18 protein-coding genes and 3 tRNA genes are annotated in these 20,055 nt (G+C 47.3%); 10 read left to right on the top strand and 11 right to left on the bottom strand.

The window, feature by feature from the left end; all coding sequences use genetic code 11:
• Positions 1-548: 548 nt before the first annotated feature.
• The 4 genes from B067_RS0112775 to uvrB all read right to left on the bottom strand — a co-directional run bounded on the left by B067_RS0112775 (position 549) and on the right by uvrB (position 4,326).
• Positions 549-635: transfer RNA gene (locus B067_RS0112775), tRNA-Leu, on the bottom strand.
• A gap of 397 nt (positions 636-1,032) precedes the next feature.
• Positions 1,033-1,839, bottom strand: coding sequence for a hypothetical protein (locus B067_RS0112770; protein ID WP_156820826.1), 807 nt, complete (start codon positions 1,837-1,839; stop codon positions 1,033-1,035).
• 270 nt (positions 1,840-2,109) lie between these two features.
• Positions 2,110-2,186: transfer RNA gene (locus B067_RS0112765), tRNA-Val, on the bottom strand.
• Positions 2,187-2,316: 130 nt separating this feature from the next.
• On the bottom strand, positions 2,317-4,326 hold the full coding sequence (gene uvrB, locus B067_RS0112760) for an excinuclease ABC subunit UvrB (protein ID WP_019530471.1): 2,010 nt from the start codon (positions 4,324-4,326) through the stop codon (positions 2,317-2,319).
• 252 nt (positions 4,327-4,578) lie between these two features.
• Between uvrB and B067_RS0112755 the strand changes: the two genes are divergently transcribed.
• Positions 4,579-4,653, top strand: a tRNA-Asn gene (locus B067_RS0112755).
• Between the two features lie 166 nt (positions 4,654-4,819).
• On the opposite strand, the gene B067_RS0112750 is transcribed toward B067_RS0112755, so the two are convergent.
• On the bottom strand, positions 4,820-5,629 hold the full coding sequence (locus B067_RS0112750; protein ID WP_019530470.1) for a type 2 periplasmic-binding domain-containing protein: 810 nt from the start codon (positions 5,627-5,629) through the stop codon (positions 4,820-4,822).
• Positions 5,630-5,833: 204 nt separating this feature from the next.
• Between B067_RS0112750 and B067_RS0112740 the strand changes: the two genes are divergently transcribed.
• Positions 5,834-6,124, top strand: a complete 291-nt coding sequence (locus B067_RS0112740) for a hypothetical protein (RefSeq protein WP_019530469.1) — start codon at positions 5,834-5,836, stop codon at positions 6,122-6,124.
• On the opposite strand, the gene B067_RS20430 is transcribed toward B067_RS0112740, so the two are convergent.
• Complete coding sequence (locus B067_RS20430; protein ID WP_051083849.1) at positions 6,108-6,536, bottom strand: Lrp/AsnC family transcriptional regulator; 429 nt, start codon at positions 6,534-6,536, stop codon at positions 6,108-6,110. The two genes, B067_RS0112740 and B067_RS20430, sit on opposite strands and share 17 nt — an antisense overlap.
• A 199-nt stretch (positions 6,537-6,735) precedes the next feature.
• Between B067_RS20430 and B067_RS21850 the strand changes: the two genes are divergently transcribed.
• From B067_RS21850 to B067_RS0112720, 3 genes are all read left to right on the top strand, one after another.
• Positions 6,736-7,065 carry a type III PLP-dependent enzyme domain-containing protein gene (locus B067_RS21850; RefSeq protein ID WP_026244637.1) on the top strand — a complete coding sequence of 110 codons (330 nt, stop codon included), beginning with the start codon at positions 6,736-6,738 and terminating at the stop codon, positions 7,063-7,065.
• A gap of 79 nt (positions 7,066-7,144) precedes the next feature.
• Complete coding sequence (locus B067_RS21845) at positions 7,145-7,549, top strand: type III PLP-dependent enzyme domain-containing protein (RefSeq protein ID WP_276201905.1); 405 nt, start codon at positions 7,145-7,147, stop codon at positions 7,547-7,549.
• 244 nt (positions 7,550-7,793) lie between these two features.
• Positions 7,794-9,395 carry a 5-guanidino-2-oxopentanoate decarboxylase gene (locus tag B067_RS0112720; protein WP_035802232.1) on the top strand — a complete coding sequence of 534 codons (1,602 nt, stop codon included), beginning with the start codon at positions 7,794-7,796 and terminating at the stop codon, positions 9,393-9,395.
• Between the two features lie 371 nt (positions 9,396-9,766).
• Here B067_RS0112720 and B067_RS0112715 read toward each other — a convergent pair whose 3' ends face one another.
• Entirely contained in the window at positions 9,767-10,954 is a 1,188-nt protein-coding gene (locus B067_RS0112715; protein WP_019530467.1) for a pyridoxal phosphate-dependent aminotransferase, read from the bottom strand.
• Positions 10,955-11,115: 161 nt separating this feature from the next.
• Here B067_RS0112715 and B067_RS0112710 point away from each other — a divergent pair, with 161 nt between their 5' ends.
• Positions 11,116-12,282, top strand: a complete 1,167-nt coding sequence (locus B067_RS0112710) for a TonB-dependent receptor (RefSeq protein WP_019530466.1) — start codon at positions 11,116-11,118, stop codon at positions 12,280-12,282.
• A gap of 86 nt (positions 12,283-12,368) precedes the next feature.
• On the opposite strand, the gene B067_RS0112705 is transcribed toward B067_RS0112710, so the two are convergent.
• Together B067_RS0112705 and B067_RS0112700 are read right to left on the bottom strand one after the other, a co-directional pair.
• Positions 12,369-13,343, bottom strand: a complete 975-nt coding sequence (locus B067_RS0112705; protein WP_019530465.1) for an ABC transporter substrate-binding protein — start codon at positions 13,341-13,343, stop codon at positions 12,369-12,371.
• A 97-nt stretch (positions 13,344-13,440) separates the two neighbouring features.
• Positions 13,441-14,430, bottom strand: coding sequence for a GlxA family transcriptional regulator (locus B067_RS0112700; RefSeq protein ID WP_019530464.1), 990 nt, complete (start codon positions 14,428-14,430; stop codon positions 13,441-13,443).
• Between the two features lie 155 nt (positions 14,431-14,585).
• On the opposite strand from B067_RS0112700, the gene B067_RS0112695 reads away from it, so the two are divergent.
• On the top strand, positions 14,586-16,448 hold the full coding sequence (locus tag B067_RS0112695; RefSeq protein WP_026244634.1) for a beta-ketoacyl synthase: 1,863 nt from the start codon (positions 14,586-14,588) through the stop codon (positions 16,446-16,448).
• 135 nt (positions 16,449-16,583) lie between these two features.
• Positions 16,584-17,039 carry a PilZ domain-containing protein gene (locus B067_RS20425; RefSeq protein ID WP_169335574.1) on the top strand — a complete coding sequence of 152 codons (456 nt, stop codon included), beginning with the start codon at positions 16,584-16,586 and terminating at the stop codon, positions 17,037-17,039.
• A 9-nt stretch (positions 17,040-17,048) separates the two neighbouring features.
• On the opposite strand, the gene B067_RS0112685 is transcribed toward B067_RS20425, so the two are convergent.
• On the bottom strand, positions 17,049-18,296 hold the full coding sequence (locus B067_RS0112685; RefSeq protein ID WP_019530461.1) for an HD-GYP domain-containing protein: 1,248 nt from the start codon (positions 18,294-18,296) through the stop codon (positions 17,049-17,051).
• Positions 18,297-18,470: 174 nt separating this feature from the next.
• On the opposite strand from B067_RS0112685, the gene B067_RS0112680 reads away from it, so the two are divergent.
• A complete protein-coding gene (locus B067_RS0112680; RefSeq protein WP_026244633.1) occupies positions 18,471-19,028 on the top strand; it encodes a nitroreductase family protein in 558 nt (185 codons plus the stop codon).
• Between the two features lie 39 nt (positions 19,029-19,067).
• Entirely contained in the window at positions 19,068-19,646 is a 579-nt protein-coding gene (locus tag B067_RS0112675) for a lysophospholipid acyltransferase family protein (RefSeq protein ID WP_019530459.1), read from the top strand.
• A gap of 8 nt (positions 19,647-19,654) precedes the next feature.
• Here B067_RS0112675 and B067_RS0112670 read toward each other — a convergent pair whose 3' ends face one another.
• Complete coding sequence (locus B067_RS0112670) at positions 19,655-20,023, bottom strand: hypothetical protein (RefSeq protein WP_156820825.1); 369 nt, start codon at positions 20,021-20,023, stop codon at positions 19,655-19,657.
• Between the last annotated feature and the right edge of the window lie 32 nt (positions 20,024-20,055).

The raw sequence follows: 20,055 nt of genomic DNA, 5'->3' as shown, positions 1-20,055 counted from the left end.
TACTGAAATCTGGCATCGTTGTTCATAAGTCAGTTGTTGGTAGGTTCTCGTCATCACTTCATCTCTTGCCGGAGAAAAAGGGTAGGAGCTTACCTTCAGCTGGCCCTTTCTTCTACCTAGTTAGATGATGCACTTCAGATTTGAATCCACGTAGCTTTATTACAAGTCGCTGTTTTTTTATCATCGTCAAAAACAACATCCGGCTCTAAGCGCGAAAGTGAAGCTCGTTGCTAGTAAATTGGTAATTTCTGTTGTTGCTTAAAGATGTTATGTGCTTTTTATACGGCGGTTATATATAAATTTGTGGCGGGCTATACAGCAACTTAAACTGGTAGATAAAGGTTAATACTTTTGCCTCGCTACAGTATGGGTAATTTATAGGTAATTACGCAGGTAGCTGTCTGCTGAAAGTTAGCGGATTCTGGAAGGCGCGGCTGGAACGGCTCGAGGCTAACTGGGGTTGGGCGCGTATATAAATCGCCAAAACTACAACAGAAATTCTGGCGATTATACTTGTTGCTCTACTGTTAAAAACAACAATTTATATATGGTGCCCAGAAGAGGACTTGAACCTCCACGCCCTTGCGAGCACTAGCACCTGAAGCTAGCGTGTCTACCAATTTCACCATCTGGGCAGATAGCTCAGAGCTTGCTAGCTCTGTAGAGGCGCGAAATTTACGCGTAGTGTGGGGGTTTGTCAATATTTTCAAGGGAAGGGGGTTGTTGAAATGAAAAGGCCGGCTCTGTTAAGAGTGTGAGCTTGTTGTGGGGGGAGTGGATTGACTGAAATAGCTTGAGGCTGTTTTGGCCCTGCGGGATTCGTCGCTGTGCGGATCGTAAGCACAAATTTTCGAACCAGGCGGTCAGCGTCACGCGCTGGTATGTACCACACAACAAGGTTCACTCTATCGAGGGTGTGAGTTTGTTGTTAGGGGGGATTGACTGGAATAGATGGGGGCTATTTCAGCCCGCGGTCAGTGTTTGTACCAGTTGTTACTGGTTTAGTCTCTAGCTGGCGCGGCGGGCAATACTTTACATTTTTAATCTTGAGAGAGGAACAGACGTTAACTCAAAGCTGACGCATATCCTTGCTACGCTAGGGCCAAAGACTTCAGGGCCTTTTGGAAATGGAATGCCTGTAACAAAAGTAATATGGTCTGATAAAAATCTATTGATTTCGGTACTTGCTATCAGTGCTCCATAAACGCTTATGTCTTGATTAATTGAATGTATAGGGACTCCAATATGGCAAAAGCATGAAATATAGTTTTTAATGTTTTCGAGTGCGATTTTTTTAAACGGGCTTGCATCATCATAAATCTTGTCGGGGGATAATCCTGAGGTATAGCGAGCTATTGAAAGAGCCTCGTTTTTTAAGTTGATAACTTTTGATGACAAGCTTAGTTCATATCCCATGCTGCGGTCCCAAACTTGAGAAAATAGGAATCTCGCTGTTGGCAATGCGCTTTCAAACTCAGAATTATTGGTGGTTAGGTCGCTCTTGAACTCTTTATAGAGTGATTCAAACTCTTTAAAGGTGTCATAATAGTTCGAGCGTCTATTTTCTTCGGTCTGCACTCTATAAAGTGTTTCTTGATGGGTTGACCTATGGTGCGCAACATAGATAGCTGTGAGCGGCCCAGATAGTCCCATTATTGTTAAGGGAACTGCGAATGATTTTGCCCAATAGTTGAAGCCGTCTGGCGACCAATCCCAAACCATGTCTGCGCCAGCGGACCACATTAGAACTAATCCAGTTACTACTGGGCAGACAAGCCAAACCCAAAACATTGTTGATCTAGTTAAACTTCTAACATCTTTGTAGCCTTTGTGCCTCATTAATCGTCTTCCTTGAGTTTAAGTTGTTGACTATCAGTCAGGTCTTTTCTGGCATTGCTCTAGCTATTTGAATTGATGATTTTATGGGTTGCTTAGGCTGCACCTTAGCTTTCCCATGGGAATGTTTTATTGTTTGTGGCAAATAATATATGGCGTTTGCTTTGGGAGCAAAATTAAATATTTTAGGTGGGTAAATACTGGGTAAAGTTTGCAGGCACAAAAAAGCCCCGCGACTGCGAGGCTTTAAGTAGCTGACTTGTCAGCGTTTTTTGGTACGACCGAGTGGATTTGAACCACCGACCCCCACCATGTCAAGGTGGTGCTCTAACCAACTGAGCTACGGTCGTATAAACCTTATAAACTGTTTGTTTAGCAAGCACTTAGCTTTGCTCAACAAGGCCCGCATTATAATGAGCTGCTCTATCATGCACAAGTGCTTTTACTAGCGACTAGCGACTAATTTCTAGAGACTATCACCTATTGTATAAAACTGTGCTGTTTCACTTCGGCCAGTTGGTCGCGGGTGGCTGCGGCGGCTTCAAACTCTAGGTTTTTGGCGTGTTCGTGCATTTTGTTTTCTAGGCGCTTGAGCTCTTTGGCCAGTTGGCTGGGGCTCATGCTCATATAGGCGGCGCTAGGTTCGGCCACTTTGCCAGCTTTGCGGTTGGTTTTTTTGCCGGGCACATGGTGGGCGCCTTCCATGATGTCTTTGACGTCTTTGTTGAGGCCCTGCGGGGTGATGTTGTTGGCTAGGTTGTGGGCGATTTGTTTTTCGCGACGGCGTTCGGTTTCACCTATGGCGCGCTCCATGGAGCCGGTGATTTTGTCGCCGTAGAGTATGGCCCTGCCGTTGAGGTTACGGGCGGCGCGGCCTATGGTTTGTATCAGTGAGCGGTCGGAGCGCAGGAAGCCTTCTTTGTCGGCGTCGAGTATGGCCACCAGTGACACTTCCGGCATATCCAAGCCTTCGCGCAATAAGTTGATACCTACCAGTACATCAAATACACCTAAGCGCAGGTCGCGAATAATTTCTACCCGTTCGATGGTGTCTATATCGGAGTGCAGGTAGCGCACTTTAACACCATGGTCGCTGAGGTAGTCGGTAAGGTCCTCTGACATACGCTTGGTGAGGGTGGTGATTAATACCCGTTCTTGCACGGCTACGCGCTTGTGTATCTCTGACAATACGTCATCTACCTGCGTGCCGGCGGGGCGTACTTCTATAACGGGGTCTAGCAGGCCGGTGGGCCTCACGACTTGCTCGGCGATATTGTCGGCGTGTTCGGCTTCGTATTTACCGGGTGTGGCGGAGACAAAGACTAGCTGCGGTACTTTCCGTTCCCACTCGTCAAAGCGCATGGGGCGGTTGTCCAGCGCCGAGGGTAGCCTAAAGCCGTATTCCACTAGGGTTTCCTTGCGCGAGCGGTCGCCCTTGTACATGCCGCCTAGTTGCGGCACGCCAACATGGGATTCGTCCACCACGACTAATGCGTCATCGGGCAGGTAGTCAAACAGGGTCGGGGGCGCTTCCCCGGATTTACGGCCAGAGAGGTAGCGGGAATAGTTTTCTATGCCGTTGCAGTAGCCCAGCTCGCGTATCATCTCCAAGTCGTAGCGGGTGCGCTGTTCTAAGCGCTGGGCCTCAACTAACTTGTTATTGTTGCGTAGTTGTAGCAGCCGCTCTTTAAGTTCTAGCTCTATGGCGTCCAAGGCGTTGATCAGGGTGCTGCGCTCGGTCACATAGTGGCTTTTGGGGTAAATCGTGATGCGCGGGACTTTTTGGAAAACTTCGCCGGTGAGCGGGTCAAAAATGGAGATATTGTCTAGTTCATCGTCAAACAGGTCTAGGCGCACGGCTTGGGCCTCCTCATCGGCGGGGAACACGTCTATCACGTCGCCCCTCACTCGATAGGTGCCGCGAGTAAAGTCTATATCGTTGCGGGTGTATTGCAGCTCGGCTAGGCGCCTGAGCACGGCGCGTTGGTCTATTTGGTCGCCGCGGTCTAGGTGCATCACCATCTTGAAGTATTGCTCGGGGTCGCCCAAGCCGTAGATGGCCGAGACGGTGGATACTACTATCGTATCTTTGCGTTCAATCAGGGCCTTGGTGGCCGATAAGCGCATTTGCTCTATATGCTCGTTAATCGAGGAGTCTTTATCTATAAAGGTATCAGAGGAGGGGACATAGGCCTCGGGTTGATAGTAGTCATAGTAGGAAACAAAGTATTCCACCGCATTATTGGGAAAAAACTCCTTAAACTCGCCATATAGCTGGGCCGCCAGGGTTTTGTTGGGGGCCATAATAATGGTGGGGCGCTGTATTTGTTCAATAACTTTGGCAATGGTGAATGTTTTGCCCGAGCCGGTTACCCCCAGTAGGGTTTGGCTGTGCAGTCCCGCGTTAATGCCGTTTACCAAACTTTTGATAGCGGTGGGTTGGTCGCCCGCTGGTTGGTATTTAGACACTACTTGAAAAGCTTTGGACATACACAATTACCGCGAATAAATGCGTGATTTTACACCAGCTTAGCCCGCATACTAAAGGTAAAACCCTGAAACTTGATTAATGATTAAACGAAAATGCGTTTTATTAGCGAAATAGCCAAAAACTCTCGGTAAAGAGGTTGACGACTGCGGAGTTGGGCTTTAATATTCGCGCCACATTGACGACATGAGATGTCGCTTGCCCCTTAACTCTGTTGCAGAGTTAATCAATGTTATCAAGGTGGCACAGTTTATTCCGACGTAGCTCAGCGGTAGAGCAGTTGACTGTTAATCAATTGGTCGTTGGTTCGATCCCAACCGTCGGAGCCAAATAGAAAAACCCAGCTTTTTTAAGTTGGGTTTTTTTTATGCCTGTCACTTTGTGCGGCTATTAGCTGTGGTGGCTTTGTTTTACTTATTTTGAGCTGTTTTTTAGTTAATTTTAGTCGATAAGGCTTTGTTAGGCGTGGACCAGCTTAGATAGCATCTCTAACCTTTAATGTTCATGGCCAGCAGAACTAGTGCTTAAAATGTTGTGGTAGTTGAGCCTATAGGTTTTGTAGAGTTCAAAAATTTCACCACTTTCTATCATGGTTTCCATAGTCTTTTCGTAAACTTGCATGAGTTTTATACCGCGCGGTGTATTGCTAAAAATAGGGTATAGATGTCTGTGGCTGATAACATCAAAGCGATAGCCATCCATATTTAGATTCATGCGTTTAGTACTTATTTCTAAGTCTGTAAGGTCATCAATAAGGCAGTCTATTCTGCCGGAATGTAATAATTTTAAGCCTTGTTGTGTGCTATTGAGGAAAGAAACCTTTTGGTGGGGCAGTGCTAGTGTTTGGCCGTACCCGTAACCGTTGATCCAGGCCAGTGCAAGCTTACTATTGCTGCGTATGCTTGGCCAGTTAAGGCCTGTAGCTTTAGGGTAGACCGCGGTTATTAGTGCGTTATTGAGCGGGTATAAAGGTTGTAGGATTTTTTCTATTTGATAGGTGTTTAATTTGGCGAGATATTGCAAATCATCGTCTGCTAACAATATGTCGGCCTTAGCTAAATTAATGTAACCGATGGCACGCTTAAAAGGCATGATTTGGGTTTTTACCGTATAACCTTCGGTTTCGTAAATACGTTTGATTAGATTGAAGTATAAGCCATGGCCATTTTTTTCGGTGTAGCCTAGCCACTCCTTAGCAACAACATAGAGGGTTTGGTGATGATTTTCGCCGTTACTGTGTGCTGCATAGCTGATACTGGGTAATAGCCCTATCAGTAATACTTTTAGCAGTCTATGCAAGGGCATTAGGGTAGTTACTCTCCACTGGTTTGGCTTTGTGGGTATAAACGTGACGGTCCCGGTTTAATTATAGAGCAGTATTTCGATCTAGAGTTGCTGCAGCAAGAATTAGCGGCACTAAAAAGCAGTTATTACACCACTAAAGCCTTGCTGGCTTTAATAATCAGATTATTATCCGGGCTGTGAGGCTTGTTGCTAATAGGCTAGATTATGCGTTTTTTAGTGGCTAAAGAGCGACATAATCACCAGCATTACTGTGACTCAGTTCCCGCTCTCTCATGGCCGGCAATATCATCCTGGCTATTAGGTATATTAGTCGCCTTTGCATCAAGTGACGGTGCAATACGCCTTACCACTATCCCTGCCGGTGATTCTTTTTTATCGGCGATGCTTATTAACGTATTGCTAATGGTGTTTAAAAAAGATGGTCGCACCGTTCCCGCATGTCGCCTGGATAATGACCACATAATGATAAGCCTAGCCGCTAGGCTAGGTGGTTAACCCATTCGCTTAGTACTATATGGGTTTTGACTTTGACAATGCTTTCTTGGCTAGCGATGTGCTCTCTAATGTGCTGCAAGCTATCCATGGGTTCGGCACATAGATATACCAATAAATCTATATCCCCTGAGATACCGTGGCAGGATTGCACTTCGGGTATGCGTTTAAAGATATCGATAATCTCACTGCAGCTTCCCCAGTATGGCTTGATAGCCGCGTATAACGCCGCTAGTTTCAGCCTTTTTATTTTTTCTGATACCGCCGAGCGGGAATGACTAATGCTGTCGGCAATATCTGATACCGATTGCCTGGTATCTTTGCGCAGGGCGACAACAAATAAGTTGATCAAATTTATCCACGAGCGCTCTCGATTTTCAATTTTCAATGTTAAGTTATTAACTTTAGTTTTCATTTTTTTGTTAAAGTAAAACGCAGGCTAATGGCGACGTTTTCACGGTGATTGCCGACAGTTTGTGGCGCTAAAGGCTCGTATTATTAGCGCTGTGTTAGGCGTTTATCGTGGTTTACGTTAAAGGAATATGCATGACTTTAGCAAGCCAAAAATGTCTTTGTTTGCTGTTTTTACTACGTTTTATTGAAAGTATAAGCCCGTGTCGATTATAGAGATTCTGCCCGCGCAGCTAGGTGAGTATTATCAGGCTATGACTAAAGCGCATGGCTCGCCGCTATTACTCTTAGATAGAGATAAGGTGCGTTCACGTTATAGGGAGCTATGCGAGGCCCTGCCTAGTGTTGAGCTGTACTATGCGATGAAGTCGCAGTGTGAGCCCGCTTTTTTAGAGGTGTTAATTGCAGAGGGGGCGGGTATAGATATCGCAACCAATGGTGAAATTGATATTTTGCAGCAGCTAGAACATCGTCCCAAGCAATTGATCCATACCCATCCCTTTAAAAAAGATGCCGACATGCGTGCGCCTTAGACTTTGATTGCAACACCTTTGTGGTGGATTGTGTTGAGGAACTGGATAAGTTTGCCGCCTATGCGGATAAGGTTGAGTTATTGCCGAGCCGGGTCGCTGCTTATCGGCGCCGTGTTTTTATTCGGTAGCGACGATTATGGGTGCGGCAGCTGCGGAAAAAGCGCAATGGTATTTTTTGGATGACGGCGTCTATGGTTCGTTTAGCGGTGCGTTTTATTCGGGTAATCGCTATCCGCTACAGGTGTTTGGCGATGCGGCGCCGCAGTGCAATACGGTATTGGCGGGGCCTACCTGTGATAGCGTGGACGTTATTTATGAAAACGTTATATTGCCTAAACTGGCTGTCGATGATGTGGTGGGGCCTTGTCTGGGGGCGTATACCACGGTAATGGCATCAGAGTTTAATGCTATAGCCAAGCCTAAGTTGTTAATTAGGGATGGCCATATAGCGGCTGTTAAACAGTTGCAGACTAGCCAGTCATAAAGCCGCAGTACTGAAAACACGGTTTTTATGCGCTAAGAATGCATTGTATGCCATAAAAACCGCTGTAATCAGCGAATAATTTGTCTACAAAACGGTAAACTTTAAAACTATCAAAGCGTTATCAAAAGCGGCTGGCGTTGTACACTTCTCCCTCAGGGGCTAATGTGTAGCAACATGTGTAACAACAGCGTGTTTTGATAGCGTATATCCTGTTTTATTGTGTGTTTATGTGGCGGAGACAATTATGGCAACCTGCGGTGAAGTACTGGTTAAAATTTTAGAAAACTACGGTGTGGATACCGTCTTTGGTATTCCCGGTGTGCATACTGTGGAGTTATACCGCGGCCTGCCCGACACCCATATTAAACACATCACCCCGCGCCACGAGCAGGGTGCAGGTTTTATGGCTGACGGTTATGCCCGTGTTAGCGGCAAGCCCGGTGTGTGTTTGATTATCACCGGTCCCGGTATGACTAATATAGCTACTGCCATGGGCCAGGCGCTAGCCGACTCTATACCTATGTTGGTGATTTCCTCGGTTAACCGCACCTATGAGCTAGGTATGGGCGAGGGCCGTTTGCATGAAATGCCCAACCAACGCAATGTAATGAGCGGCGTCTCGGTATTTAGCCACACCTTATTGCGCGCCGATGAATTACCGAAAGTATTGGCCAGAGCTTTCACCGTGTTTAACAGCGAACGCCCCGGCCCGGTACACATAGAAATTCCCATTGATGTCATCACCTCGCCTGCCGATCATATTGATCAAACCCTATTTGATTTACCCGAGCCGCCTGCACCTGCGCCACGCTCGGTTGCTCGCGCAGTAGCGTTATTAGCGAAAGCCCAGCGCCCCTTAATTGCCTTGGGTGGTGGTGCGGCTAATGCCGGGCCAGAGATTATCGCCTTAGCAGAGAAATTAGGTGCGCCAGTGGTGAATACCGTGAATGCCAAAGGCATAGTGCCTTATAGCCACCCGCTAGCGGTGGGCGGCTCTGGCTCTTGGGAGGCCATACGCAAAGAGTTTAGCGAAGCCGATGTGGTATTGGCGGTGGGCACAGAGTTTGGCGAAACCGATTATGACTTTTTCTTTTTGGGTGACATCACCATAGGCGGCGCCTTAATACGGGTGGATATCGATGCCAGCCAATTAACCCGCAATGTTAAAGCCCAGGTGGCAATTTTAAGTGATGCCAAATTTGCGGTAGAGGCCATCAATAGCCAATTGCTAGAGGTAGCTGCCGATAAAGCGGCAGGTGTAGCTAGGGCGGCAGCGTTAAAAGAAGCCGTGTTTAGCGTGCGCAACGAGCAGTATGCAGCCTTTTTTGACACCGTACGCGATGCCTTACCCGAGGTGGTGATAGCCGGCGACTCTACCCAGCCTACGTATTATGCTTGGGTGAGTTATGAAACTGAACACGCTAGGCGTTACTTTCATTCAGCCAGTGGCTTCGGCACTTTAGGTTACGGCATACCTGCAGCTATAGGCGCAAAGTTGGCTAAGCCTGAGTTACCGGTAGTGGCATTAATTGGTGATGGTGCTTCTCAGTTTACTATAGGTGAATTAGCCAGTGCGGTAGAGGCCGAAGTGCCGGTGATCTTTTTAATCTGGAATAACAACGGCTACGGCGAAATAAAACGCTTTATGGAAGACGGCAATATTGAGCAAATAGGCGTTAATATCTATACCCCAGACTTTATTGGTATAGGTAAGGCTTTTGGTTGTGAAACTCGCCAAGTTAATAGCCATGCCGAGTTACATGAAGAGCTAGTGGCTGCCAACCAGCGTAACAAACCTACGCTAATAGAATTGCCACAGGCGCAGTTTGTCGATGGCTATGCCTGAGCTATTGGGATTAAAGCCTGAAACTAAATGGCTAGTCGTTATCGACTAGCCATAGCAATTCGTTTAGTGGGTATTTGGTAAAAGGCTTAGGAGGGATAGCTCCACAGCTAATTTGGGTCGCGCTGGGATTAACCCGGTACTCGGTGTTTTAATTTTCTTAATTGTTTTTTAAATATGGCGGCTTCTGCCTTTCCGCCTTGCTGGGCGTGTTACTTTCATTTGCATGGGCGGGTTGAGACCGACGGGTCAAACGTAAAGTTTTATAGCGCATCAAATGATGGCTGATTAATTTCTTTGTGCTCAGCAAGATTAAAAGGTCTTGCTGGGCACAAAAATATCTGATCAGTCAAAAATGTTCGACCGCTAGGGTGTTATGCACTAAGCGATTGCGTGTATCGCTGCACTTTATCCAGCGCTTTTTCCAGCTCACCGATCCCTAGGGTGAGCGAGATTCTGACAAAGCCTTTGGTAGACGGGCCAAAGCCTTCACCGGGCAACACTGATACCCCTTGCTTGTCTAGCAGGTCGCTGGCAAAGGCAAAACCGTCGGCGGCGATATCGGTGATATCGACCATTAAAAACATACCGCCCTGTGGCGCTTGGCATTTAAGACCGGGCATGGTTTTTAAGCGCTTATAGGCGTAGTCGCGGCGGGTTTTGTATTCTTCGCGCATGCTGTTCATATACTCTTCGTCGTTTTTCAGCGCGAAGGTGGCGGCGTCTTGAATAAATTGGCAGCAACCAAAAACAATCGATGAGCTAAATTGCAATAGCTTTTCGGTGACGGCGGCGGGGGCAACACTCCAGCCTAGGCGCCAGCCAGTCATGGCATGGGACTTGGAAAGGCCATCAATAACAATGATGTTATCCAGCGAGGCGGCAGCGCGACGTATAGAGGTGTGGCGCTTATCGTAGGTAATCATGGAGTACACTTCATCGCATACCAGCCAGATATTACGCTCTAGGCAGTACTGGGCTAAATCAGCCAGCACTTCGGGGGCGATCATATTACCTGCGGGGTTACCTGGGGTGTTTAAAAACAGCACTTTGGTGTTGTCGCTAATGGCAGCTTTTACCGCGTCGGCATCGAGGTTGAAGTTATCGTGTACTTCTAGCGGTACGCTAACCACTTTCGCACCTATGGCATCAAAAATACCGTGGTAGCCTATGTACATAGGCTCGGGTACGACTATCTCATCACCATCGTCTAATAAACAGGCCATCACCGAGTAAATAGCATGGGTAGCGCCGGGGTAGATTAGTACCTCATCGGGGCTGCAGGGCTTTTGTGAGGCACGGGCCTCTATGTCGGCTATGGTCTTGAGCAGCTCGGCTTCACCGGCACCGGGTGAGTAGTGGGTGCGGCCTTTTTTGAGGCTCTCTATGGTGTGATTAATGGTGCTGTCTAGAGTGGCTAGATCTGGGTCGCCCACCGATAGCAGGTGTATGTCTTCGCCGGCATCTAATCGAGCACAGGCTTTATCATGTATATCCCATACATTGGAGCTGCGTTGTGATAGGCGTTGTATTGATTTGCTAAAAGTTAGGCCGGTAGTCATGAGTATACCTGTGTTAAGTGTTGGAATCTTAGTTAATGGTAGGCAATAAAAGGGAAATAGGTAGTTGAAATGCTGGCGCGTTACCGAATCTTTCGTTGAAAAACCGCCCTATAATCGTTGCTTATGCACCGCGGCGCTATAGCGTCGATTTATAGTGGTGAATGTTACTGACGGCGCTATTAGGTTGTTCCGCTGAATTCCGCATTACCGGTGATAGTGAGGTACTAGAGTGGCAGGTGGGCGCGTATTACCAACACCGTAAAATTAACTCTGAGTTTACTTGGTTTTCAGATTGGGTAGGCACCGTTGAAAGAGACAGAAGCAGCTTTACTATACCTAGAGCTGAATATGATATGGCGGTTAGTGCTTTTGATTTTGATGCTGACTTTGGTACTGAATACGCTTACTCCGTAGTGGATGAAAACACCAGTGATTCATGGGCGGTCTTTGGTCAGGCTGATTATGATGTCAATGATGAGTTATCTATCGCTTTCGCCTTACGTTACGACGAAGATAAGCGTGAATCTTTTGATGAGCGTCAAAAGGACGTATCTAAGGCCTCAGAAACCTTTAGCGAAACACAGCCTAAGTTACAGATTACCTATAACTGGAGCGAAGATATGATGACCTATTTCTCCGCGTCTAAAGGTTTTCGTAGTGGTGGTTTTAACGAATACGATCCCACTATTATTAGAACCTTCGATAAAGAAGTATCAGAAAATGTGGAGCTAGGTTTTAAATCGGTATTGTGGGGCGGCGCAATGACCTTAAGTGGTGCTGTGTTCCATATAGACATAGAAAACACCCAGTTTACCCGACTTAATTTAGATACCTTCACTTTGGAAAACTTAGGTATAGACGAAAGCACCTCACAAGGTGTTGAGCTGGAAGCGGTTATTCAGCCTATGGAGGGTTTACGCTTTAACCTAGGTTATGGTTATGCGGATTCAAAAATTGATAAATTTACCGCCACGGAAGATTACGGTGATATAGACGGTAACAAAGTTCCCGGCGTACATAAATACAATATCAATGCTGGCGTAGAATATACTACGGCTGTAAGCGATATGATGGACGCGGTGGTACGTGTAGATTTAATTCGCAAAGGCCCGCTGGCTTGGGAATTGGATAATGTTATTACTTCAGACACCTCTGATTTTATGAATATTCGTGCCGGCATACAAACAGAAAACTATGGTGTAACTCTGTTTGTTGAGAATGCCACTGACGAACGGGTAGCTACTGAAGATTTTTATGGCGCGGCAGGTGTGGCCCGTATGCCGAATATGCCTAGGTTTTATGGTGTAGAGGCTAGCTACAAATTTTAATGTGATGTGTTAGGTCTCACGTTGCCGCGCCATGAGTAATCATGGCGCGGCTTTTTTATGGGTGAGACCTATCGGTGGTTTTTTATTTACTTAGAGGGGGCGCTTAAGAAATTAGCGTTAATGATTTCTGTGGCGTTCAATTCTTTGCTAATGATATTTTTATGAGAAAAAAACTCGATATAGCGGTTTAATACTCTGTCTAGTGAACGGGCTGAACGAGGATTGTTAAAGGAATCTAGATTGTCTTCATAAGACATCAGTTTGATGCCTTTTAAGTCTACAGGTTTGTTGAGTGTTAGCGTTTTTTCAATAATCTTATTGCCGGCTGCAGGGTTGTTAAGCCACCACTCTACAGCTTCAAACCAAGCCTTAGTAAAGTTTTTGGCAGCCTGAGGATGTAGCGCTAAAAAGTCTCCGTGAAAGGCCACGACGTCAGGTAATAAGCCGGGGGCCTGGCGGCTGGTGTATAAGATTTTTGCGCCAGCGCTGATGGCCTCGGTAACAAAGGGTTCCCAGCTATGTACTATATCTACCTGCCGGCTTAGCAGTAGCTGGGTTGTTTCCGATGCATCTATATTAACTAGGGTTACATCTTCTATATTGTGATCGTAATCCTTAAGGAACTCAGTAATAAACAGCTCACCAAAACCATTGACGTTAATGCCTATGCGTAAGTTGTTAAGGTTTTTTGGCAGTGGTGACAGCGATAGTAAGGCATCACCGCCAGCGGATAAATCGGCAATTAAAATAATACGAGCGTTGGGTAATTGTTCTAGTAAAGAAAATATATCACCCAGTGCTATGCATACCGCATCAAATTGTTTGTCGACAAAGCGAGTTTGTAGCTTACTGACCCGGTCAAAGTAAGTGGATTTAACATTGAGCTGATATTTTTTGAAGTAGCCTTGTTGCTCAGCAATTATCAGAGGGTAGTACCCTGGCCATAAGTCAAAGGCTATGTTGATGTCAGTTGAGGGGGCAGGTGTAGTGTCTTGGGAAAATGTGGGCCCAGTTGATAAGAGTAAGAGCATCAAGCAGCGAAGCAAGAAAACGTTAGTCATTTAAAAGACCGCTTTTTTATTAGTTGTTTGCATAGGCAAATACCATTGTAGTGCTGGCTAAGTATAGTCAGTAAACGAAGTTTATAAAGCACGGAGTTTAGACGCTAACTTTAAACAGCTTACCTCTAACACTTTTCCTATAGGCCAATGGCGTTTGCCCCGTGAGCTTTTTAAAGCGCGAGCAAAAGTAGCTGCTATCGTGATAGCCCGATTGCTCGGCAACTTCGGCAATACTTAAATTGCTGGTGCGTAATAGCTCTTTGGCGGTATTCACTCTAAGGCTTTGCAGGTAGTCCGAAGCGGTGGCGGCAGTTGCTTGTTTAAAGCGGCGATTAAACGTGCGCATGCCCAGCCCTAGGGAGGCGGCGAGATCGCTAATGCTAATGTCTTCTAAGGCGTGATGTTGCAGCCACTCTTGCGCTTGAATAATGAGCTCGTCCTGGTGCAGGTTACTGGCGTATTCATCATAGGCGTGGCTGGAAAAGGATCGGCGTATTTCCGGCGAAAACTGTCCTTCTACTAAATGCGCAATCTCGGGGCCGAAGTGTCGCTCTATTAGATGCACAATTAAATCCGCTACCGAGTTAACACTGCCCGCGCAATAAAGGTTGTCAGCTTGGGTGATTAAATAGCGCCGCTTTAAATCAACCTTGGGGTATTGCCGTTGAAACTGCTCGCAGAAGTACCAGTGGGTGGTGGCGGGCTTGCCATCCAGCAGACCGGCCTCAGCCAGTAGGCAGCTGCTAGTGCCCACGGCGCAGATGGTGGCATCCTGGGCTGCCATTTGTTGCAGCCAGCTAAGCAGTTGCGGCTGCTTACGCAGAATTTTTAGAGGGTTACGCCACAGTGAGGGCAGAATAATTAAATCGCTGTGCTTAACATCTTTTAGCTTACAGGTGGCCAGTAGTTGTAGGCCACCTGCGGTGGCTATGCTGTCGGCTCCGGTGCTGACGATATTGATTTGCAGGGATTGGCGGCTGCGGTTGTGACTACGGTGAAAGTGGTCAGCAGCATGCAGCATTTCTAAAGGCAGGCTAATGCTAGAGGCTAGGCATTGGGGCAGAGCAATAAAGCTGACGGTGTACATGCAGGTCTCACGATGACATTTGGCAAAAAAGAACTATTTTATGTCTTTTTACTTATGTTTTAAAGTCGGTGCTGGGTCTACAATGGCCGTTAATTATGACGATTGGTCACGTTTTCTGTGATTTATCGATATTTGGACAATTAGGCGTAGGTATTATGACAAGCATTCCTCTTATTGTGGGCTTTGGTGGCGTTAATTCTGCCGGGCGCAGCTCGGGCCATCATGGTTATCGCCGTATGATTATCGATAGCCTATCCCAAGCTGAGGCGCAGCATACCTACCAAAACCTCGCTGCGTTGATGAATATAAGCTCATCAGGTGAGGATCTAAGTGAGGCTCAACGTCAGCACATACTGGATCATAGCTTAGTTAGGCGTATAGAAGATGCCTGGTTTAACCCCGACGCGGTAGTGTTTAACAAGCGCATGGCTATGGATGTTGATGCCGCAACGCCACTGACGTTTGAAACTAAAAGACGCAACCTACCCGATACCCTGCCTGCAGGCTGGGTCGTGACTGATTTAGCCGGTGCTACGGTTAAGGTAGAGATACACCAAGCCACTGAAATGTTAGTGCCCGACCCTAGAGCGACGGCAGTGAGCTCGGCGGGGCAGTTACCCAGTGGTTTTGAACCGGGTAAGCTATACCCTTCGCGCAGCCACCCCCGCGGCCTGCAAATGACAGTATTTGGTGCTTCTGATGCCTTGGGTAATCTGGGTATCGATTGGGATCTAGTGCGTGATCATGTGGCTGCCGATCAAATTAGTGTGTTTGCCGGTAGCTCTATGGGGCAATCCGATGCAGATGGCCTTGGCGGTATGATAGGTTCACGTTTTGATGGCCGCCGCGTCACCTCTAAAAACTGTGCCTTGGGCTTTGCCGAAATGCCTGCCGATTTTATTAATGCCTATGTGATAGGGAGTACGGGTACTACCGGTGCCACTCTAGGCGCTTGCGCCAGCTTTTTATATAACCTGCGTCAGGGCGTGAATGAAATACGTGAGGGCCGCTCACGAGTGGTGATAGTAGGCGGTAGCGAAGCACCGATTAACCCTGATGTGGTGGCGGGTTATGCTGCTATGGGGGCCTTGGCCACAGATGCTGAACTGATGGCGCTGGATGGCAGCGATACTCCCGATAACCGCCGGGCAGTCAGGCCCTTTGGCCATAACTGCGGCTTTACTATCGCCGAATCCGCCCAGTTTGTAGTGTTATTTGATGATGCCTTGGCGATGGAGTTGGGCGCTACCGTGTATGGCGCAGTCACCGATGTATTTATCAATGCCGATGGCTATAAAAAATCTATCTCATCGCCGGGTGTAGGCAATTATCTCACGGTGGCGAAGTCTATGGCGGTGGCCAAGGCTATCTTGGGTGAGCAGGCGGTACAGCAGCGCTCGTATATACATGCCCATGGCAGCAGCACGCCGCAAAACCGGGTTACTGAATCCCATATTTTGAATGAAGTGGCCAAGCAATTTGGCATTAACCAGTGGCCAGTCGCGGCGATTAAGTCCTATATAGGGCACTCTTTAGGTGTGTCTTCAGGTGATCAGCTGGTTAATAGCTTGGGCGTGTGGAATAAGGGTATCATTCCCGGTATTAACACCATCGACACTATTGCCGAGGACGTACACTGTAGCAACCTGGCGTTTAGTACCCAGCACCGAGAGGTGGGCGTTGAGGGTATGGATGTGGCGGTGCTTAACTCTAAAGGCTTTGGTGGCAACAATGCTTCCGCACCGATATTGGCGCCGCACATCGCCCACAAAATGCTAGCTAAAAAATACGGTGATAAGATTTATCAACAATATTTAAGCAGCAACGAGGCGGTTAAAGCACAATCGGCGGCCTATGATGCGCTGGCTACTAGTGGTGGCGCTGAGCTGATATATAAGTTTGATAACAATGTATTAGGTGGTAAGGACTTGAGCATGGATAGCCACGGCATAGGCGTGCCGGGTTTTGGTGCTCAGGTAAACTTGGATATAGATTCTCCTTATAAGGATATGCTCTAAGGTCAGCCTGATAGCCGCATCGTCAACAGCCAAAATGCCGCATAGCCTCGCTATTAGCGGCATTTTCTTTACCCTATGGATAAGCGCACTACACTTATAGCAACAGCCCTTCTGTTATTAGCTGTTGGAGGTAGTATGCGTAAATATATGCGCCACCCTGCAGATGTACCCATCCAAATCTCAGTAGACTTTGACGTTAGCGGTATGCCAACGACAGCCTGTGTTAGCGGTGAAATGGTCGATGTCAGCCAGGGCGGTATAGCCTGTGACATTGGTCATTACCTAGCTGTAGGTTGTCAGGTTTGCGTTGATATCACCACCGTGTCGCCGCAGTACCACGGTTTAGGTAAGGTGGTGTGGTGTAAGCCTCAAAGTAGTGGCTACGAAGTGGGTGTGTGTTTTTTGAATCAGCAGGAATCATTTCGCTCACGTATGGTGCAGCAGGTGTGCCAAATAGACGTGTACAAAAATATGATTTACGAACGCGAGGGTAGGTTGCTGGATGGTAATGAGGCCGCAGCGGAGTGGATACAAAAATACGCTGCTGATTTTTTGGGTGAAAGCCCAAGCTCAAACCCAAGCCTAAACTGAGGCTAAGGCCTACTCTATGGTTAAGCCTCGTTTAATGTACTTTTCTATACGTATGCCGTGCGAGCCGTTGGCCAATACCGTATTAATAACATAGAGATTATTTTCAGAACCCGCTTTTTTCTCTAAATTAACGACGGTTTCTTTGGTGGGCATTTTATTACTGTCGCGCACTAGCAATGCTTTGGGTAGATGGCGATGGCGATAGTTGGTGCTAATCACTATACCGACTTCGCCATTTTTAAGCTCTACGATACTGCCTGGTGGATACAGGCCTATGCACTCAATGAATTCGGTGACTAAGCGGTTATCAAATTTGGTTTCACGGTTTTGATACAGTACTTTTAAAGCTTCCAATGAGGACTGGCCAGTTTTATACACGCGCTCACTGGTAATGGCATCGTAGACATCGCATATAGTGACTATACGAGTAATTTCAGAAATGTTGCTGGATTGTAAGCCGCGCGGGTAGCCGCTGCCATCCAAGGCTTCATGGTGGCTATAGCAAACATCGACAGCACTGTGATGCACATCTTTATGATTCAATAAAATATCGCGGCCATCGACTGGGTGGCTTTTCATAATCTGAAATTCTTCCGCAGTCAGTCGGCCCTCTTTATTTAAGACCTCTAAAGGCGTTTTCATTTTGCCTACGTCGTGAAGAATGCCGCACAGGCCTAAGACGTTAAGCTCTTCTTCGCTGGCGCCTAAGTGTCTGCCAAAGGTCATGGCTAAAAAGCCTACATTTAAGGAGTGCTCGGCGGTATATTCATCTTTTTGGCGAATCTTGCCCATCCACAGTAACGCATCGGGATTGTGCATAATGCTTTTTACGCATTCAGATACGGTGGTTTTGACATCTTGAATATTAATGCCGCGGCCTAGGCGTACATCATCCATAAAGGAGCGCGTCAGTTGTCTCGCGTTTTTATGGGTGGCACCAGCAACCGCAAACGATTGCTTGTTGAGGGCGTTTTGTGGGTAAATTTTTCTGGCGGTGGGTTGTTCTAAAAGGGTGCGCTGTTCGCCTTTTAGCCACTGCTGTTCAGGCTCTTCTACATACACATAGTCACAATAGCCTGCCAGTGTATCGATATCTTCTAGTGACTCTATGCGAAAGCCCTGTAATAAAAAAGGCGTTTCCAACCAGGGCCTGTCCAGCTCAGCCACGTACATGCCTATCTTTAAGCCGGCAACAGGAATGGGGCGTTTAACATTGCTACTAACCGTACGGCCAGGTTTGCTGATGGTTTTTTTCACGTGCGCCCGAGGCTACTCCCTATTTTTATTGTTAAGCTAGCTAAAATTACGCTGACTGAATTATAGAGACTATTTGTGATTTGTACCAAACTCTTGTGTAAAGTTATGTGGAGTAACTTGATACAAAGCAAGCATCTCTCTACTATGCGTCCAGATGTTGACAGAGATTTTTTTATGAATGCGATAGATTTATTGTTGGGGCGCAATTCGGCGCCTAGAGTTTGTGAGCCCGCCCCTAGCGCTGAAGAATTAGATACGCTGTTTCAGGCAGCAGTGCGTGCGCCCGATCATGGCAGATTACGGCCTTGGCGATTTTTGACGATTAGTGGTGAGGCCCGCAGTAAGTTAGCAGAGGTCTTTGTTGAGGCTTTGCTGCAGCGCAACCCTGCAAGTACCGAGGCCGAGCAAGATAAAGCCCGCACTAGCCCATTTAGAGCCCCCTTGCTAGTGGTGGTAGTGGCCAAGCAGCTTGAAGACCCTAAAGTACCCGCTGTTGAGCAGTTATTATCGGCGGGCTGCGCTGCCCACAGTATTTTATTGGCGGCTCAGGCTATGGGTTACGGTGGCGTTTGGCGCACCGGTGATAATGCTTTTGATGGCACCGTGATGCGTCACCTAGGCCTGGCCAGTGACGAAGTGATCGTGGGGTTTTTGTATATAGGCACGCCAGCGAGGGCTTATAAGCCACTGCCGGTATTGGCGCTAGAAGACTACGTGCAGCAGTGGCCATAATGGGCTAAGCGCTGTGGCGTTAATTAATAGGTTTGCATAATGAAGCGCTCAACCATCTTTAGTACGCCGCTACTTAATAGTGTATTGACTGTTTTATCTAAAGTGATCTTGCGCTTGATAGGTTGGCGCATAGCAGGGCAGTTGCCGGCCACACCTAAATTTGTGTTAGTGGCCGCGCCACATACTAGCAATTGGGACTTTATCCTAATGTTGCTAGTGCTTTTTTCGGTGCGCGCAGATTTACACTGGATGGGCAAAGACTCCTTGTTCCCCAAGCCCTTTGCCGGTTTTATGCGTTGGTTGGGCGGGATAGCGGTAAACCGCAGACTAGCCAGTAATACGGTAGAGCAAATGGTGGCGCACTACCAAGCGCATGATGATTTGGCTGTCATTATGACCCCCGAAGGTACCCGTAGTAAGGTAACCACATGGAAGACCGGTTTTTATCATATCGCCCACGGTGCTGGCGTACCTATAGTGTTGGCTTATGTCGATGGTGCCAATAAAACGGTGGGGCTGGGTAAGTTATTTACCCCCAGTGGTGATGTGGAGCAGGACATGGCCGCTATCAAAGTGTTTTATGCCGGTTATCAGGGCATACGTCCTGAGTTAACCTGAGCGCGCACTTAATTGGTTAGGCAACTAAACTGATAGTGCAGTTGGTAATCGCTGGCTGCTATATATTGACTCCATTCTTTTTCTTTTAACCAGCCCTGCGGGCAGCGTTGCGCCAATTGCTTATGTAGGGCTGCGATCGCATGCAGTGTTTGCTCGCTGTGTTCAGGATTGTAGTGCGTGGATACGACCAAACCCTCTGCCTGTAATGCTATAGCGGCTGCTGTTTTAGGCTTGTTTTTCGCTGGCGGCTTGGCGACTTTTTTACTGCTGTGAAAAGAAGAAAAGTCTAAAGAGTCGGCATCATCAACATCAAATTCAGCATAAACCGCTGTAGATGTGGCGGCCATTAAACTGATTAATAATATGCGTATGAACATGGGTGGCTCCATGGTTAATGTGAGGGTATAAA

Source organism: Dasania marina DSM 21967 (genome assembly GCF_000373485.1).
Taxonomy (GTDB): Bacteria; Pseudomonadota; Gammaproteobacteria; order Pseudomonadales; family Dasaniaceae; genus Dasania; species Dasania marina.
This window is presented reverse-complemented; position numbering and strand designations above follow the sequence as displayed.